Raw genomic sequence first — 19,238 nt, 5'->3', positions numbered from 1 at the left:
AGCATCGCGCGGACGGATGAATTTGGGTGCCCATGCTCCTGATGCAGTCGATAATGATATATGTTTTCCTTGCTCATGGTCAGTACCTACGGCACTGTTAGGATGCTGTATCCAATTTCTGTTACCAAGCTAATGCTCCTAACGGAGCATCCCTGCTGACACTTCTGTCGGCTAAAATAGTGAGAAGGGAGTCCTGGCCAATGCCGCTGGGCATTTAAGCTTGGTAAAATCAGGTTGCCTCCAAGGGGCTTTGTGCGGTAGGAACAAAACTATTCCCCTGATCTATCCGCACAAGTGGGACAGTCCCGTGGATAATTTACCCACAGTATTCCATATAGAACCGAAAAAGAGAATTATCCTTTCAGTGGTTTTCATAAAGATACCAATATTTCAAGACAAGTGAGAGGTCAGTCCCAACCAGGACTTTGGGCCACGCCGCTGTCCTTGTTGATTTCAGCTCTTGGAATGGGTATCCAATAGAACTTGTCCTGCCATTTCGGTCTTTCGATCAATACTTTTTCCTTAAAATAAAGGGTATTGTCCGGCAATTCGAATATGTCAACGCCCATGATATCCTTAGACTCCGTTTCCGGAGCAATCATCCACCTCCTGACATCAAAAAACCGATGACCTTCAAAAGCAAGTTCAATCCTTCTTTCATTGCGAATCCTGCCAAGGAGCTCCTCCCCAACGACATCATCACTCAATGGCGGTATCCCTGCCCTTTCCCGTATCAGGTTAACATAATTCCTTGCACTTGCCTCCTCGCCAAGGTGATAGCTGGATTCGGCATAATTGAGATATACCTCACCAAGACGGAAGAAAATCCATGGCTGGGGATAGGCCTGGGATCTACTGATTACCAAATTACGGTCAATGAATTTCTTGAGGCTATATGAAGTCCTGGAATTGTCCCCGTTCAATTTATAATTGTCCGGTCCCACTGTCCCTGTAATTACCGGCTCACCATTGTTAATGGCCGTTGCTTCCTGAGTGACATCATACTTTGGCCCTGCGTTTCCCCTGTCGGCTGGCCTGAATTCATCCCCATTAAAGATAACCGTCTGGTAAAAACGTGGATCCCTGTTTTCATATGGCTGTTGTGGATCAAATCCAGACGCTGGGTTGATGCTTCCATCAGACAAATAGGGAGGCTGACCATTCGCCATTTCATAATCGTCCACCAAATTCTGGGAGGGAGCATTTCTACCGCCCCATCCACCATATCCTCCATATACATGATTGGTATTGATGAAGGTGGCCGCATGACCGGTGGTGCTATTGAATGTCCTGGCAAATATCAGCTCTTCGTTCACATCCAGAAACACGTCGGAGTAGTTGTCATGGAGCTGGTAAGCTCCCAGATCGATAATTTCCTTGGCAGAGGATGCTGCCTTTTCCCATAACGATATATTGTTACCGGTATTGGTCAGGGCGCTGGCTGCATACAGATATACCCTTGATTTAAGAGCCATTGCCGCATGCTTGGTGACCCTGCCAAAACTGTCTGCACCCGGACTGATGTACTCTGGCACCTCAGGGTTGGCCAAAACACTTTCCAGTTCTCCAATAATATACTCCACCACCTCTCCATAACTATCCCGTTGGAAGGTATATTCATCCCCCAATTCAAAAACATCTTCCACAATGGACACCCCTCCATATCTCCACAGCAAATGCGAATAGATAAAGGCTCTGAGAAACCTCACCTGACCGGACAATGCGGCCCTTTCCCAATCACTCAGTGGCGTCCCGTCCAATTCGGAGAAAAACACATTCGTCCTTCGGATATACTTATAGGCCTGTTCATAATAATCGATCCAGTTACTGGACTGTCCATAACTACTAATGTTGTCCGGGTTCCACTCTCCTCTCAGCCAGGTATTGTCGCCATAGGCCTCATCTGTATACTTTGACCACATATGGGTTTCAAATCCATGGGGCACTCCCGCATAGATTCCATTGACGTACAATTCGATCAAGCTGGGATCACTCCACACCTGGTCTTCTGTGATCCTGTCCCTAGGGCTAATATCCAGATACTCCCCATTACAGGAAACCAAAAGTGCAGTCACAATAACGAACAGACTATATTTTTTGATTGTTGGTTGCATCTTGTTTTGTTTTTAGAATGAGAAATCAACGCCGATATTGAACACCCTTAGCTGTGGATAGTAATTAGCATCGGTCCTGGTCGAATTGGGATCATTTCCGTCCCCCCTTCCCTCCGGATCCATAAAGTCGATTTCACTGAAGGTAAATACGTTAAATGCATTGGTATATACCCTCAATCTGTTCAGCTTGAGTTTTTCCAATAAGTGTTCGGGAAAACTGTAGCCCAGCTCCAGGTTCTTCAACCGGACAAAGGCTGCACTATAAAGATTAAACTCGCTGAACTGGGCAAAATTCCCTCCAGCTGCAGGCATCGCCCCATCGGTATTTTCAGTCGTCCACCGATCCTCTGCCCTGATCACTGCGCCATTGCTCTGCCCGCCCAAACTGGTAATTCCCGGGAAATAGGCCGCATTTCCCTGTCCTTGGAAGAAAGTGCTCAGGTCAAAATTTTTGTATTGGAAATTCAGGTCCAGACCAAATACAATTTCCGGTGTAGTGGATTTCCCGAAGCGGTATTGGTCATCACCGTTGATGACATCATCTCCGTTATAGTCAACATACCTAAGGTCTCCCGGTTTGGCATTGTCCAGGTGAGGGCTGTTGTCAATTTCCGCTTGTGTGTTATAAACGCCATTAGTAGGCCAAATCAGCAGTGACCCTATGGGACGTCCGGTGAGGTTTTGGTATTCTTCTCCGGCCGGAACTTCATCAAAGTATTCGTATTTGTTTCTCGCAAAGGACATGTTTCCCTTTATGCGGTAAAGCAGTCCGGAAACATGATTTTGGTGGGAAAGTACCAGTTCAAATCCGTGATTGCTCACTTTTCCTATATTTTCTGGAGGAAGCCCCGGGAAGCCAAAGGTACTGGAAATGCTTACCTGGCGCTGGGCAAGGATATTGGAACGGTTTTGTTTGAAGACATCCAGCTCCACACCCAATTTGGCATTCCAAAAAGTGGCTTCCAAGCCTATGTTTGCCGTCCGAAGGACTTCCCATGTATAATCGTAATTGGGAAGTACCTCCGGGGTAAGTCCCAACACATCACTCCCGCCAAATGTATAGGCATTTCCTATGGAATAAGCATTAAGGTAAGCATAGGGATCATCTACATTATCATTTCCCAGCTCACCATAGGAAACCCTCAATTTCATAAAGTCTACGGCAGCGCTGTTTTTCAAGAAATTTTCCTCAGATAAACGCCAACCCAAAGCCAATCCAGGAAAAAATCCATACCTGTCCCCGGCAGGGAAAATTGGAGACCCATCATACCTGAACAAAAATTCCACCAGGTACTTTTCCTTGTAGTCATAGTTTAACCTCCCAAACAGATTGTCCCTTCTGGTCAGGGAAGAAGAACCGCTTGTACTCTGATCAGATAGATCCGTTCCCCCAAAATCTATATCGGTAAGGACGGTGGTGGGAAAGTTCCTTCGAAACGCTGAGGCATTGTTTCCCTTAGTTTCTGCTCTCTCTACTCCGACCAGTAGGTTAAAATGGTGGTTTTCCGCAACCGTTCTGGTATAATTGGCACGTAGATTATAAGTAGTAACAAAATATCGATCAAAGTAATCCCTTACTGTAGGACTGGCATAATAACTCGACATTTCTTCATTGTACTGCCCTGTGGCCGGGTCATACTCCCAATAGCTATAGGGTTTCTGAAAGGTTTTTTCAAAATCGTTCCTAAAATCATAACTGTAGGACCCTGTCAAGGTCAATCCCTCGATAAAGGGAAGTTCATAATCCAAAAGCAAGGTCGTCTGAATAGGATAACTCTCCTGCTTTAGGTAGCCTGCCTGGTCACGCAACAAGGGGTTTTCTTCAAACCTACCGGCAGCTATCAACCCATTTGGATATTGGGCAGTCAATACTGGTGGGGCAGAAAGGATATTGACAAAATTTACCCAGGTACCGGTAGAAGGATAGGTCCTGTCTTCCTTTCTTCCAGCCAAATTTAGAGACACCTTGAAATTATCGGTAATGTTTGCATCTAAATTTGCTCGGAGATTGACTTGGCTGTACTGGGTAGGGTTATTGACAAAGTGCCCATCCTGGTTTTGGACTCCTAGGGACATATAATACTGGATATCCTCACTCCCCCCGTTTACTGATAGGTTCACCTTGTTTTGCAGGGACCAGTTTTTCAGCGTCTCTCCTACCCAATCTGTATTGGGATGGGTCAGTGGTGAAGAGCCATCACTGTATTTTTGGATATCCTCTTCAGTATAGATTGGGGTCGTAGAGCCGTTTCTGAATTCAGCTTCGTTCCGTACCTGTGCATAAGTAGGCGCATCAAGCACATCCAATATGCGCGTAGGCTGGCTAAAACCTTGGTTGTAGCTAAAATTAAATTCTGGTTTTGCCTTTCCGCCGCGTTTGGTTTTGACCAATATCACTCCATTTGCGGCCCTCGCTCCATAAATGGCTGCGGAAGCATCCTTTAGCACAGTAATACTTTCGATCTCCTTGGGATCTATCCGGCCCAGCCCTTGCCCTGGTCGTGGCACACCATCAATCACCAAAAGTGGTTGTGAATTACCAAAGGTACTTCGGCCCCTAATGAGGATCTGGGCATCATCACGGCCCGGCTCTCCAGTCGTATTGGTGGCAATCACCCCGGGCAATCTTCCCTGAAGGGCATTGGTCACATTGGGGACTGGACTTTTGGCGATGATCTCTCCTTTGGTACTGACCACCGAACCGGTCAACGTTTCCTTCTTCTGTTCACCATATCCAACGACTACCACTTCCTCCAGTGCCTTAAGGTCTTCTTCAAGGACAATGTCCACTACCGTCTGATTGGTGATCTGTATCTCTTGGGAGACAAAGCCTACAAAACTGAATACCAGCACATCTCCCTCTACCGCATCAATTTGGTATTTCCCGTCAATATCCGTCACAGTTCCACGGGTTCCATCTTTGATTTTGACAGTAGCACCGGGTATTGGAAAATTTTCTGTATCGGTCACCATCCCAGTCACATGGTAAACAGGCCTTTCGGAAATAATCTCATCCACACTGCTATCCCCTCTGTCCTTGTTGACCACATGGATACTGTTGTTGATCCTTAGAAACTTAAGATTGGTCTGACTGGAAATCTCCCGCAGTACATCGGACATCTTTCCGTTTCGCATATCTATCGAAATGGCATCATGGGTAAGGTTCTGTATTTTCTCATTATAAGAGAACTTAAGGTTGGACTGTTGCTCCAGTTTTTGAAAGACCTCCTTGACCTGCTGGTTTTCCACCTTTAAGGATACGTTGATATCCTCAAGGCTCTCCTTTTGCGCTTTGCTTGTACTGGCCAGCAAAAACGCAGTAAAGAACAACTGCACACAAAAACCCAGTACAAAATATTTTGATAGCATAATTAATTGCCTAAGTACTCTATTTTCCATACATTGGTTTGGTTTAAGTTTTGGATTTAAACCAGTCTTTGTTCGAGATTTGGCGATTGAGACAATGACTGGGGAGGCAGCAATTCACTAAATTGCTGCCTACCTCTTAGGTAAAGCCTGTATGGTCATATAGTTTGTTTCCATGGTTATTTGGGATTAGGTATAAGAATTACTTTTTTGTCCTTAATTTGATAACTGAATTCTGAAGTCGCACTTATGCCCTCCATCACACGGTCCAGGCTTTCTTGGTAATATTGCCCCGTATAAGACCAATCACTTTGGAAATCCCGGGCACATTGGATCTTGACACCGTACCACTTCTCAATTTTATTCTTTACCTCCAAAAAGCTGTCTTCCCTAAACACGAGGTATTTGTCCTTCCAGCCCACTATCTCAAATGGATCAAATGAGGATTTCAATACCTTCCCGTCCTCCTTATAGGTCAGCATTTCATTGGGGGATAAATGGACTTGCCCACCTGTATCACGACTTACAGTGACTTTACCCTCTACCAAGGCCACCGCCACTTCTGCATCGCTCTTCACATTAAACGAAGTCCCCAGCACCTTTACGTTCACACCTTGGGTCTTTACAATAAAGGGACGTTCCTTGTCCTCGGAAACCTCAAAAAAAGCTTCCCCGGTGAGCTCTACCATTCTTATGGAATCACTGAATCTGTTCGGAAATTTCAGGTCGCTTTTTGCATTCAGGTAAACTACCGTACCATCGGACAGCTTAAAGGTGGACTTTTGGCCGGCTGGGTTTTCCTTATAAATCAATTCTGTCGCTATGGGCTCTGGAACTACCCTTTTAGGTGCAGTGACCATTTTGTAACCAAAAAATGCACAGAAAAAAAGTACCACCCCTGCTGCTATCCTTCTGAACCAAGCCCATCCGCCGTGTTTTACATCTCCCACTACCTCTTCATCCCCTCTGCTCTGCTTCAGAATGCCTTCAAGCCATTCGATTTCTTCTTGATCTGATGCATGGATTTCTTCCTTATAGCCTACCGAACTCACGACATAGTAGGCTTCCATCACTACTTCACGTTTGGCAGGATTGTTTTCCATCCATTTTTCCCAAAAATGGGCCGCTTCTTTGTCCGACGACTTGGCCCATCGCACAAAAAATTCGTCGGTCAGGAAATCCTCTATTTCAAACTCACTGTACTTTTTCATAATTCGGTGTTCTCTAATTGGTCAGAAGACAACTACTGGCATAACTTCCATCAATTGGAGAAGAATGCCTTGAGGCTTGAAATTGCTCTATAAATTAATTTTCTGGCAGACTTCACCTGTTCCATTCCCATTATTTCAGCAATCTCCCTGTAGGAAAGATCTTCTTTATACATCAGCAACACAGCTTGGCGCTGTCTACTGGACAATTGGTTCATGGCGTCCTCCAACTGTACCCTTCTTTCCTCAGATATCTCAAAGTTGATCATTTTGGTCTCAGCCGAAAGCTCGATTGGAAAATGTTCCTCTATACAATTATCGATAACTTGGAATTTCCTTTTCTTTTTTTCGAGCTCATCAAGTACAATCCTATAGATCGCCCTCATCAAATACCCTTTGATATTTTGAACATCCGCTAATGAGCGTCTTTTGTTCCGGATTCTTATAAAAAGGATATGGATCGCATCACGGGCAATATCCTGGTCCCTAGAAACTTGATAAGCATAGTTATAGAGCCCCTTCATATGCTTCCGGTAGATGTAGTTAAAGGCTGCTTCATTGCCCAGTTTAAAGGCACTCCAAATGTCAAAATCAGACTTTTCTTCGTAATACGTCATCATCTTTTGACCATAAAATTGGGTGGTTCCCTTCTCGGTCAGGGCCGGGCGCAGACGGTTATCTTGGGTATCTTTCATTTTTGGTAGTTCTGCAATTCATTCCCTTGTATCATTATGACAGCTATCCTGGATAAAATGACCCCATTAGCTCCATATATTTTCCAAAGGATTTATTGACCTGAATCATAAAAGTAAAAGGTACCATTGAATTGGCACCTTTTACAGTAAAAATAGTCATAATTACACGAAACTACCCAAAGTCATTTACTTAATCACTTTCTATATTAGCTTCCAACTAAGGTATAGGCCTCTCCCTTGACCGTTTCAATGTCATACAGGTTTGTGTCATTGATGAACGCTTTACCGTCTCCTTCCCCTGAATGGACCAATGGTTCTTTTATTTGGGCTACCTCAAAAAACGCGTTTGTGTTGGTTCCATTGGCCTGTGCAAGTTTTCCACCATCAATGCTAAGGGATCCTTCGGACCTGATCCTAAGGTTTCCTCCTATCGTCGAACGGATCACGCATTTTTTGACCTGACCGTTTTCCCAAGTAAGCTCCTCCAAAACAAAGCCTCCCCTGAGTCGAAGACCGCTCACAGAACCATTTTCCCAAGCGGAAGGGAGTGCAGGCAATAAATGGACAGCCCCATCGTGGCTCTGTACAATCATTTCGGCAATCCCAGAGGTACATCCAAAGTTTCCGTCAATTTGGAATGGAGGATGCGCATCGAACAGATTGGGATAGGTGCCGCCATTCTCCCCATCTTCTGTAATGGCTGGGGTAAGTTGGTCATGGATAAGCTTGTAAGCCCTATCGCCGTTCAACAGTCGTGCCCAAAGATTGACTTTCCATCCCATAGACCAACCAGTGGACTTGTCTCCCCTTGCTACCAAAGAAGTCTTTGCTGCCTCAAACAAGTCCGGATGTTGGAAAGGCGAAATCTGGTTACTGGGGTAAAGACCATAAAGATGGGAAACATGACGGTGTCCACTGGATGGATCGTCCCAATCGTGCATCCATTCCTGAAGCTGGCCCCAGTTGCCGATTTGCATGGGAGGTAATTTGCCCAATTTTTCCTTAACGGCCTTTACCAATTCCTCATCTTTTCCCAACTGCTCCGCGGTCTTGATAAAGTTGGTAAACACATCGAAAACCAATTGGTTATCCATGGTAGTCCCTCCCGCAATGGTTGTTCCTCCATGGTGCGAATGCTCCGGAGACATGCTCGGCACTACGATCGACCAACCTTTTTCAGGTTCCGGTTGGAGGATATCATGGTAGAATAAGGCCGCTCCCTTAAATACATCATAGTTGTCTTCCAAAAATTGGATATCGCCCGAATAGAGATAATGTTGCCAAAGATGCTGGGAAAGCCAGGCGCCCCCCATTGGCCAAAGCCCGTAGTGAGCGCCATCCACTGGCCCGGTTATTCTCCAAAGGTCGGTATTATGGTGGACGTTCCAACCTCTGGCTCCGTACATGCCTTTGGCTGTTTCCTTTCCGCTTCTGGACAGCTCATTTACCATTTCAAAAAGCGGTTCATGCATTTCTTGAAGATTGGTCACCTCTGCCGGCCAGTAGTTCATCTCCGTGTTGATGTTAATGGTATACTTGCTGTCCCAGGGAGGCGAAACCATATTGTTCCATATTCCCTGTAAGTTGGCAGGTTGTCCTCCCTGTTGCGAACTTGAAATCAGTAAATACCTACCAAATTGAAAATACATCGCTACTAAGGATGGATCATTTGATTGGCCAAATTCTTCCAGTCTGACATTGGTGGGTTTCCTTACCGAATCCGTTGTTCCAAGGTCCAATTTCACCCGATTAAAAAATCCCTGGTATTTTTCGATATGGGAGGATTTGAGTTCACCATAATCCTTTGACATGGCATTTTTCAATTTTTGACTGGCATTGTCGAGGGTGCTGTCATCCAGATTTCTGTAATTATCGAAGTTGGTCGTCAAGGAAATAAAAACCAAGGCTTCATCGGCATTGCTGACACCAATGGAGTGGCTGTTATTGGCCAATTCCCCTCCCTTCGGAAGAATACTGACGACTCCCCTGAACTTTACCTTTCCCTCTTTGTTGTCCACTCCTCCAGAAGTTCCTGTGAGAATGAGCTGTTGGTCCTGCGCCTCTACATTGAATTTCTTCTGCGGAGAGTCTGCACCGATCTCGAAGCTGACGGCCCCGCCTTTATTGGCCGTAATCCGAATGACAATAACATCATCAGAAAGCGATGCAAAAGTTTCCCTTTTGAATTGGGTTCCCTTGGTCGTAAAACGGGTAGTGGTCACCGCTTTTTCCAGATCCAAGTCCCGATAGTAGTCCGTAAAACCGTCAAGTGCACCAAAGTCAAGGTACAGGTCCCCTACCGTTTGATAAGGCATTCCATAGTTATTCCCTTCATCGGCATGACGTGGGAGGGCTTTCATCGCCAATGCTTCTGCCTCCTTGTGTTTTCCTGCATAGATAAGTTTTCTAAGTTCAGGCAAAAGTGGCTGGAGTTCCGGAAGTACATTATTGCCCGGTTCTCCGGCCCAAAAAGTCTCTTCGTTCAATTGGATATGCTCCTTTTCGGGTGTGCCGTATACCATGGCTCCCAAGCGTCCATTGCCTATGGGCAAGGCTTCATTCCAATTTTCAGCAGGCCTGTCATACCATAGCTTTAAGTCCTTATGATCGGTATTACCTTCTTCCTTGGCGGTAGTGCAGCTTAGGCTGACTGTGCAAAGTACACTTACTGCCAGTATCATATTCTTTACGTGTTCCATGTAATCCTGGATATTGTTTATTTGTTTCAAACTTCATTTATACCATTGTAATTCACCATCCGAACGCTCTTCTACCCTCTTGAATATTTCATCAAGGCTATAGGCAGTACTATGTTGGCCGTCTAATTGGACCGACCACGCCACCCTTTGGTCCTGCTCTGCACCGGGGCCATTTGAATTTAATTCCGCATAGAAAGCGGTCTTTTCATTTTCAGGATTTCCCCAATTGTGCCATCCCCGGGGAACTATATGGTCTCCCATTTCACAGTTCACAAAAACCGTTTTGGCATAAGGCCTCCAAGGCCTGCCAAGATAAACTTTCTTTACCTCATGTTCTGATGTAAGTTGGCAGTTCTTAAATACATAGCCATACTTGACATGCTTGGGTGTGGATGCTGCTGTAATAAAAGAATCCTTCTTTGAGTGGATAATACAATGATCAAAAACCGCGGTGGCCCCTCCAAAGATAAAATCTGTCGTTCCTTCAATATAGCAATTGCGGAAATACTGCCGGCTGCCTTCACCAGCGGCAAACATGGTGTCCTGATTCCCTATAAACCGGCAATTTTCGAAAACCAACCGGTCTCCATCGGCATGGAGGGCAACGGCCTGGCCAACTGGACCTGCTGAATTTTCGATGGTTAAATCCTCAAATCTAAGGGAACTTCCCGACACTTTTAAGGTATAGGAATCAAAGGTGCCTATCTTAGCCTTTCCTGCGTAATCATCATAGCGGATGATCGTTTGATCAGCTCCTGCTCCTTTGAAAGTGACATTGGTCAGTGTTGCAGGGATTTCTACCTTTTCTACATAAATCCCCGGCCTGATCATTACGGTCACCGGATGGGGAAGATAGACCCTCAGCGCTTCAATGGCATCAGCCAGATAAATAAAATCTCCGCTCCCGTCCCGGGCTACGACAACATCCTGTTGGACGGTTCCCTTGATGACCTTTACCTTACCATCATCATAATGATTATATAAATTTTGGCACCTGCCTTGGTTCAGGAATAGAAAAACAGCTAAGAGAGCCCCCATCCCAACCACTGTTTTCCCGGATGCTTTTCTCCGATATCCTGTGCCTGGAGCATATTTTTTTGACAATGTCATTTTATGGTTCTATTTATGATTTTATGGCCCATTAGGGAGAACTTTTATGTATCCCCTCTCTCAGGAATAGGACGGGATAAATTATTACAATGACCCCATATGCTTAATAATAATCCAATACAATGATTTCCTGCCAAGAAAATCAAAAAGGCTACCTGCAGATGCGGATAGCCTTTCCTTTTCAAAACCCAATCAAAATGTTACCATCCTGTCTCGATGAATTGCGTGCTAAATCCCGAAACACACCACATTACTTTGATCAATGAAGAACTTCCCTGATCAGGATCTTGTCTACTCTTCACTGTACCACCATCTTGGATCTCCTGCTACTCCTCTGCCGCCAAATCCTGAATCTGGATTGAGGGTAAAATCTCTGTTATCAGGGTCCAAGAACAGCTCGTAGGTAGTCCCTTGAAACAGCGTAATATTGGCAAAATCGTACCTGTTGATCTCAAGGTCAGTCGTAATATAGCTTCCCCCAAAGGAAACATTCAATCCGGTCTGTCCCATATCAAAGCTCAGTGAATTGACAGACGCCCCTCCATTATTACCGGCAAATATATTATTGGTCGTGGTCACTGATAGTAGAAGGTTGTTGGTGTCCATTCGGAGCAATTGGCTCATTGAGGTGGACAGGTTCACAAAAGTGCAGTTGCCAATATGGACTTCACCAATACTGTTCCGGACATCCATTAATTGGGTAGCCAGTTCGGTCAGGGTACTGTTGGTGAAGGACAAGGTGTCCAGCGTAGGAGTGCTGCCGCCAATATTGACTACTCCATAGCCTCCCACATTGTCGATCTGACAATTTTCGAACAACACATTGGTTATATCAATCTGATTATTGCCCAGGCGCACAATACTCCTAAAATCACTTAACCTGCTGTTTCTGAAAATTATTTCGTCCAATTCAGTCCCATCATCACCGATAAAGATAAAATACCGTCCGTAGTCCCCAGTGACTTCTACATTCTCGAAAATAAGATCGTCAAAATTCAGATCACTTAGCCTAACCTCTTCTAAATTAAGATGGGGCAATTCTCCGTTTACATCAGGAGAACCGGTAAAACTCAAGCCTGTCACCCCATTTGGAATAGTAAACGAACCCAGTTCATATGGCGCTTGCCCAGCGAACGAAAGGATAAGTTCTGAATATCCTTGGCTTACTGCATTTTCTATGACGGTAGACAAGTCATCACCGACATTTACATCGATCACAAACCCTCCGGCAATTCCACTGGTCTGTACCGAAAGGGTCCCCCTTACTTTCTCATTGTTATAAATTTGGGCCATATACTCCACCCCAGGACTTAGTCCTTCAAATACGGCCCTGCCTGTAGTAATTTCCTCAGGAGAAAGGCTCTTCTCGATCAAAACTTCTTCAGTCAATGGATCACTCAATATCAACGTGGTCACCCGATCAGAAGGAGCCCATACCATTTCCAAACGATTAGTATAGGCCACATAAGAGGTAAACAGTTGTTCGGCAGGTGTTTCGAAAAACAGTTCATTAAAACCTGATTCCAGTCCTGTGCTGATGTCCACAGCATACATGCGCACCGAATAGGCTGTAGTTCCGTCCAACTCTTCGAAAACCGTCCGGTATTCTGTTTTGGTCGACTGGGTAGAAGCGGAAAAAGGAGTCAGCGTATCGGCCAGTACCTCCACGGTTTTCACAATTTCAGTGAACTGCAAACTATCCTCGCTAAATTCGAAAATATATTTATCGGCATCGACCACTTGATTGTACTTGAGCTCTACCGCGGTGGGCAAGGCCTCTACTACATCAAGCACCAAAGAACGGAAAAGCCTGTTATGACTTGGGTCCACTGGCCAGTCATTGATGTCATCCATACAGGAAAACATGAGGGTAGATAGCAATGCCACTACCCCTAGCATTATATTTTTCAGTTTCATCGTTTTATATCTTTAGGTTCCCAATATGTACCATCAATAGCCAAAGGAATTTTGCAGGTACCCTTTGGACTCGTAGATATCCTCATAGTATATCGCAAATGGGTGGCGATAATAACAGGTATTATTGCCCATCTCAAATTGCACCAGATTAGATAGAATTTCATCACCATGGCGAAGCTGACCCATAAAATCACTATAGTCATAAGACGGATTTAGCCCAGTGGCTGCCAGCAAGGTCCTAACCGGCCAATCGATATAATTGGTATTGTTGCCTTCCTCCGGCTTGGCAGCCTGCTCTGGAAACCAGCTCACAGATTGGAAATCCCCTCCTGGATCTGCCGGAAGGTCTCCATAATAGTTGACCGACTCGGTATCGATATACTCACCATTATTTTCCATCTTAAAATAGACGGTCGACGGAAAGTCGCTTGGACTGTAAACCTTGTCAAAGATGTTTACGGATTGGTTGTGGTCGAGCATCAGGCATAACGTCCTTTTCATCTCCTCTATCTTTTCGTAAAGCAAGCCCCAGCGCACCAAATCCTGTTTACGGATAGATTCGCATCCAAACTCCCAGGCCCTTTCATTAACAATTGCCCTAAAGAAGTCCGAATCATAATTTTTGATTTTGTCCGAGCCGGCACCAAATGCCCGTTCACGGACCTTTTCCAATGCTTGTCTAGGTGAGATCCCTGCAATAGGGTCCACCGCGTCAGGGCCTTCCAGTTCGTTCATGGCCTCTGCAAACATCAGGTAAACGTCCGAATACCGCATCAGTATCCAGTTGACGCCTGTAGATACCCTGGACGTAGCTGTTTTGTGCAGGTTCAAATAACTGTCGCTCATCCAATAAATACGCCATTTTGCAAACTTGACATCCAACGGATTGGTACTCATGTCCTCTTTGTTTTCTGAGGTGTACCTTAACCATGTCAGGGTCACGTCCCTTCTTTTGTCCTGATCATCAAAGGAATAGAAATAATAGGCTGTAGAAGTTACATAACCTCCCCCAAATCCACGGGTTCCGTATTTGGAATTCCCATCCACTGGATACCCCATTAGTGACCCGATATCTCCATTGTTGCCCAGACCAAAGGCCACCTCAAAGAGATTTTCATTCGCTGCATTAGGCTCCAGGCCACAGACCGATTTCCATATATTTTCATATTCGGAATCCAAGGCATGTGGATTCTCCCCACTTCCAATAATCTCGGCACATTGGCGGGCAGCTATTTGATAATATTCCTTCCAATTATTGGACCTGCCCACAAAATACCCACCCGTTTCGGGAATGGTCGGATGGTGCTCCACGTCGAGATCAGGAAAAGTATTGCCGTCACGAAGAGACCATCCCCCAGCAAATAAGGCCACACGAGCCAATAGGCCTTTTGCAAATCCCTTGGTGATCCGCTCACTGGTAGAATATTCCGGCATTTGGTTTAACCATGGCAAGTATTCCTGCGCTTCCTGAAGATCTTTCAGCAGCTGTGCATAGATCACATCCCTATCGGTCTTTTCCATATATACATTGGAGAGATCAGATTGGGAGGCTTGGGTTTTGAAAGGCACATCGCCCCAATATCGTACCAGCTCAAAATAAGCCATAGCCCGCATGGTGAGGGCCTCCCCAAGATAGGCCTTCATTACTGCTGGAGAGGTTTCCAATATGGGTGAATTCCTGATACCGTCCACAGCGGTATTGGCCAGTTCGGCAAACTCATACAACCTCTGCCAGATGGTGGTCCTGTTATAGCTGTCATCATAAAAATTCCCCGCTCCATAGTCACTGGAGTTGGAATTGTAGTTTGTCGTACTGAAGGAGCCGTTGCTCTCGATATCTGATACTCCTTGCCAATTTACCGATAGTTTCTGACCATAGATATAACTATCGGTCATTTTGGAATATACGCCCATAATAGCGGCCTTGGTCATGGAAGTGGTGTTAAAAACCACCTCGGAGCTTAGTGACGAAGGTGACTCAGTGGTCAGAAACTCTTCACATGATGTCAATATGAAGGTTGAAAACAGAACAATAATTATTTTCCTCATGGTCTGGTTCTTTTTTAAAATGTGATGTTTACACCGGCCAAAAATGTTCTGGCCTTGGGATAGGCAGAATAGTCCACCCCAGGGGTAAGCGGAGTTGACCTTCTGGTATCCACTTCGGGATCCTGTCCGGAATAATTGGTCCAGATGGCAAGGTTATATCCCGAGAAATAAATCCTGAGATTTTGCACCAGGAACTTTGTAGTCAGACTTTCGGGCAAGGTGTACCCAAGCGTAAGGGTATTGAGCCGTAAGAAAGACCCATCCTCGACTGCCCACTCGGTCAAGATAGAACGGTTGGTAATCGGGTGCCATAACGTTGCATCCTGGTTCAGTACCTGGAGTCGTTCGGGATCAGCTTCGTTTCCAAACATTACATTATAACCGGTTACCGGGTCGATGGTAGTAAAACGGTTGTCCAAGCTCATCAGGCTGCTCAGGTTCTGGTACCTTTTGGCTCCTGTAAAAGTGGTATAATCGACCTTGTTGGCATTATAAATATCATTGCCATAGGACCAATTTAACATTGCCGATAGGTCAAAACCTTTTAAAACTGCATTAAGGGTAAAACCTCCGGTATGTTTGGGCATGGTATTGCCGATGACTGTACGGTCTTCATCCGCTGATATCTGGGAGCCTTCCCCGCTTAATTTTTTCACCTTGATATGTCCTGGCCCAAAATAATTGCCGGAAGTCGTAATGACCGATGACACATCAGCCACCCCTTCCTTAATGATCCACTTCTTTTGGGTCTCGTCAAAGGTGAAATCATCAAACGAATACATGCCATCACCCACGAAGCCATAAATTTGGCCTATGGGCTCTCCTACCTGTGCCCTAAAATCATCTGATCCCAGGTCCAGTCCCCATCCAGAAGAAGCGATCAGGTAATCCGAACCGTCCAATTGTTCGATTTTGTTCCGGTTAAATGCTATATTGAAATTTGCCGATAGCTGGAAGTCACCCCGGTCGATAATGTATCCAGTAGCTGAAATTTCTATTCCCTTGTTGGATGTACTTCCTACATTTTGGTACTGGGATGAATAGCCCGAGTTGGCAGGAAGGACTACTGCCAGTATCAAATCCCTAGTGACATCCCTATAGATGTCAATGGTCAGATTTAGGCGGTTATTGAACAGTGCCATGTCAAGGCCGATATTGCTGGACACCTTAGTTTCCCAGGTGAGGTTTTCATTTTTCAATACCGATGAAGGCTGCAAGGCACTTTGTGCAGTTTCTCCGATATAGATCAAGCGGTTATCCCCACTTTGAAAACTGTACTGCTGCCTCCAGTAGGATCCTACCCTTGCATTGCCCACTTCACCATAACTTACGCGCAGTTTGGCATTGCTCAACCAATCCAATTTTCCTTTCAAAAAACGTTCTTCAGAAATCTTCCAGGCAAAGGCCCCAGCAGGGAAAAATCCCCACCGATTTCCCGGAGCAAATACATTCTTCCCGTCTTCCCTAGCGGTAAAGGTAAAAATGTACTTGTCAGACAATAGATAATTAAACCTCCCGAAAAACGATGAGGTACGGGAAGGCTCTCCTATATCGGTATAAGTCGGCAGAGGGGTTCCATAATTCCACATTGCAAGCACATTGTTTGCATTAAAATCACCTGGAAAAAACTTAGACTCTGATCTCATGGAGTTCCTTTGGGTATTGTATACCTCTTGACCGATCAGGAAATTGAACTCATGCTTCCCGTCTTGAGTGGAAAAATCATAATTCAAGGTATTCTGGATGCTCCATCGCTGACCTTTCTGATCCGTTCTTCTGGCTACAGGCTGTCCGCCGTTGGCACTGGCTTCCCCAGTATTCTTCAGCCAGATATTATCCGTATAATCCTTGCTAAAACTGTAAGTCCCGCGGGTTCTAAAAGTTAGTCCTTCCACAATGTCCCATGTGACACCGAGATTATAGATGTTATTAAACCGATATTGCTTTTTATACTCATTGGTAATATTATAAATGGGATCGTTCAAGGAGCTCAATGCTTCCGCCGAATTGATATCCTCAGTCCCGGCCAGGGAAGACTCGGGGATATAGGTAAGACTCCTCACCGGGGCATATTTCACCCCATCCCGCAACATCCTTCCACTGGATACACTAGGGCCAGTGATAGTGGTATTGGACATTCTCGAATACAGGTCAACCTTTAACCTGTCACTGATTTGCTTGTTGATCTTTATACTTATATTGTCTCTTTTATAGGCAGAGTTCAGCATAATGTAATTTTCATCATCCCGCGTATAGTTTACCAGGTACTGGAGAGATTCATTTCCCCCGGACAATCCTACATCAAAATGTTTCTGGACTCCTGTATTGCCATAAAGCTGTTTCTGCCAGTCATTACCCCCCTTGGATTTGTAAATATCCACGTCATCCCATAGTCCGTACATTCCATAGAATGAAGTTCCCGTGACGGATGGCCCTGGATCCAATTCTTTTTGGTAATGGACATATTCATAAGGAGAGAGTACATCAGTAAGATTATAGACCTCTCTCATGCCCACATAGGAATTAAAAGTCACTTCAGTTTTTCCGATTTTTCCGCTTTTGGTGGTGACCAGGATCACACCATTGGCCCCCTGTGCACCATAAATCGCTGTGGCCGAAGCATCCTTCAGTACATCTATGGTCTTAATATCCGCAGGTGGAATATCGTTGATACTGCTTACCTGGAAGCCATCGACAATGTACAAAGGAGAATTGTCCTGTGTAATGGACCCGCCTCCACGAATCCGTACCTTCATTTCGGCATCCGGAGACCCCTCGGTAATGGTCACATTCACCCCGGCAATTCTTCCGGCAATCGCCTGTAGGGGGGATACCACTGGAATGTCCTTCAGCTCTTCCATATCCACTGAGGATACTGCTCCGGTAAGATCACTTCTTTTCGTGGTTCCGTAGCCGATCACAACCACTTCATCCAAGGCATGAAGGTCCTGCTTAAGTTCAATGCTAAGGCTTTGTTGTCCAGAATAGACTAACTCCTGCTGGAGAAAGCCAACAAAACTGAAGGTAAGCGTTTCACCTTCAGCAACTTCTATTTTAAATTTTCCGTCGATATCTGTTACCGTCCCCCTCAATGTTTCCTTTACCCGTATGGTCACCCCTGGAATTGGTTGACCATCCTGATCGGTAATGGTCCCGGTGACCTGTTCCAAGACAGTTTCATGTGTCGATCGTTCAGAAGATTTATTTTTATTCCCAGCTGCAGTGACATGGATGTTATCATTGATCCGTAGAAAATTGATATCAGACTGAAGTGCAATGGCCTTAAGTACATCTGACATATTGCTGTTCGATAGTTCCAAATTGATCGAACCACCTTCGATATTCTGAAATGATTCATTATAGGAAAACTTCAAATTGGATTGGGCTTCAAGGTTTGAAAAAACCTTCTTGAGTTTCTGTTTTTCTGCTTTAATGGAAATGTCAATGTTTTTAAGACTTTCCCTTTGGGCATTGATTGGATTGGCCAGTAAGACAGTCGACATAAACAGCTGTACAATAAAGCCGATCAAGAAAAAGTTTGACAGCTTTAGCAAAGGCCGGGGTAATATTTTTTTCATAATTTAAGTGTTTGGGATAGAACATCTTTAATGGAAGTTTTGCTTTTTCCATGGCAGTTAAGCCAAGAAGCATTTTTCCCCATCTTAAGAAGTGTCCCATTCAGTGATGTATTTCATGATATTTTGGGTTAGTGGATGTTTGGAATCGGCATGACAAAACCTCATAGATCTGATTGAGCATGACCTACCCTACATGTATTTGTAACAGCATGGTCATTGGTTGAATTACTCAATTGGGATCTATCAGGTCGAAATGGCGACCCTTTGATCATTTTTAGAAATTAAAAACTGTGGCAAGATCCAGTAACAAACTGGTCAACTTGTTCGGGCATGAACAATTTTAGGGTCAATGATTATTTTAAACATAATCCGGTATGCTACCGATTCATAAAAGTGACGGGTAAACTTCAGGAAGTGACCCCAAATAAAAACTATTTTTTTTCACTCCTACCAAAATTTATCCGCTTACTTATATGACACATACAATTCTGACTTTGCCTAA

At 44.8% G+C, this 19,238-nt stretch carries 9 protein-coding genes; all 9 read right to left on the bottom strand.

Features of this window, described 5'->3' with window-relative positions; translation table 11 throughout:
* Positions 1-407: 407 nt before the first annotated feature.
* On the bottom strand, positions 408-2,114 hold the full coding sequence (locus FKX85_RS06755) for a RagB/SusD family nutrient uptake outer membrane protein (protein WP_141614002.1): 1,707 nt from the start codon (positions 2,112-2,114) through the stop codon (positions 408-410).
* 12 nt (positions 2,115-2,126) lie between these two features.
* A complete protein-coding gene (locus FKX85_RS06750) occupies positions 2,127-5,513 on the bottom strand; it encodes a SusC/RagA family TonB-linked outer membrane protein (protein ID WP_141614001.1) in 3,387 nt (1,128 codons plus the stop codon).
* A 146-nt stretch (positions 5,514-5,659) separates the two neighbouring features.
* Positions 5,660-6,691: a FecR family protein gene (locus FKX85_RS06745; protein ID WP_141614000.1), complete on the bottom strand. Its 1,032-nt coding sequence runs from the start codon at positions 6,689-6,691 to the stop codon at positions 5,660-5,662.
* A gap of 50 nt (positions 6,692-6,741) precedes the next feature.
* Positions 6,742-7,383, bottom strand: coding sequence for an RNA polymerase sigma factor (locus FKX85_RS06740; protein ID WP_141613999.1), 642 nt, complete (start codon positions 7,381-7,383; stop codon positions 6,742-6,744).
* 206 nt (positions 7,384-7,589) lie between these two features.
* A complete protein-coding gene (locus FKX85_RS06735; RefSeq protein WP_229239790.1) occupies positions 7,590-10,082 on the bottom strand; it encodes a glycoside hydrolase family 95 protein in 2,493 nt (830 codons plus the stop codon).
* Between the two features lie 33 nt (positions 10,083-10,115).
* Positions 10,116-11,192 (bottom strand): pectinesterase family protein, encoded by a 1,077-nt coding sequence (locus tag FKX85_RS06730; protein WP_229239789.1) that lies wholly within the window; start codon positions 11,190-11,192, stop codon positions 10,116-10,118.
* A gap of 291 nt (positions 11,193-11,483) precedes the next feature.
* On the bottom strand, positions 11,484-13,109 hold the full coding sequence (locus FKX85_RS06725; RefSeq protein WP_141613998.1) for a DUF5123 domain-containing protein: 1,626 nt from the start codon (positions 13,107-13,109) through the stop codon (positions 11,484-11,486).
* A gap of 33 nt (positions 13,110-13,142) precedes the next feature.
* The gene (locus FKX85_RS06720) at positions 13,143-15,158 is read right to left on the bottom strand and encodes a RagB/SusD family nutrient uptake outer membrane protein (RefSeq protein ID WP_141613997.1); all 2,016 of its coding nucleotides are present in this window, start codon (positions 15,156-15,158) and stop codon (positions 13,143-13,145) included.
* 14 nt (positions 15,159-15,172) lie between these two features.
* Positions 15,173-18,736, bottom strand: a complete 3,564-nt coding sequence (locus tag FKX85_RS06715; RefSeq protein ID WP_210416913.1) for a SusC/RagA family TonB-linked outer membrane protein — start codon at positions 18,734-18,736, stop codon at positions 15,173-15,175.
* Positions 18,737-19,238 lie beyond the last annotated feature (502 nt).

The sequence above is a fragment of the Echinicola soli genome (assembly GCF_006575665.1).
Lineage (GTDB): Bacteria > Bacteroidota > Bacteroidia > Cytophagales > Cyclobacteriaceae > Echinicola > Echinicola soli.
Note: the sequence above shows the minus strand (reverse complement) of the source record. Positions and strands in the feature narration are given on the sequence as shown.

Bases quoted from the DNA above. Each gene is read 5' to 3' on its own strand.
- FKX85_RS06725 (WP_141613998.1), bottom strand. From the start codon at position 13,109: ATGAAACTGAAAAATATAATGCTAGGGGTAGTGGCATTGCTATCTACC.
- FKX85_RS06755 (WP_141614002.1), bottom strand. From the start codon at position 2,114: ATGCAACCAACAATCAAAAAATATAGTCTGTTCGTTATTGTGACTGCA.
- FKX85_RS06750 (WP_141614001.1), bottom strand. From the start codon at position 5,513: ATGGAAAATAGAGTACTTAGGCAATTAATTATGCTATCAAAATATTTT.
- FKX85_RS06735 (WP_229239790.1), bottom strand. From the start codon at position 10,082: ATGGAACACGTAAAGAATATGATACTGGCAGTAAGTGTACTTTGCACA.
- FKX85_RS06715 (WP_210416913.1), bottom strand. From the start codon at position 18,736: ATGAAAAAAATATTACCCCGGCCTTTGCTAAAGCTGTCAAACTTTTTC.
- FKX85_RS06730 (WP_229239789.1), bottom strand. From the start codon at position 11,192: ATGACATTGTCAAAAAAATATGCTCCAGGCACAGGATATCGGAGAAAA.
- FKX85_RS06745 (WP_141614000.1), bottom strand. From the start codon at position 6,691: ATGAAAAAGTACAGTGAGTTTGAAATAGAGGATTTCCTGACCGACGAA.
- FKX85_RS06720 (WP_141613997.1), bottom strand. From the start codon at position 15,158: ATGAGGAAAATAATTATTGTTCTGTTTTCAACCTTCATATTGACATCA.
- FKX85_RS06740 (WP_141613999.1), bottom strand. From the start codon at position 7,383: ATGAAAGATACCCAAGATAACCGTCTGCGCCCGGCCCTGACCGAGAAG.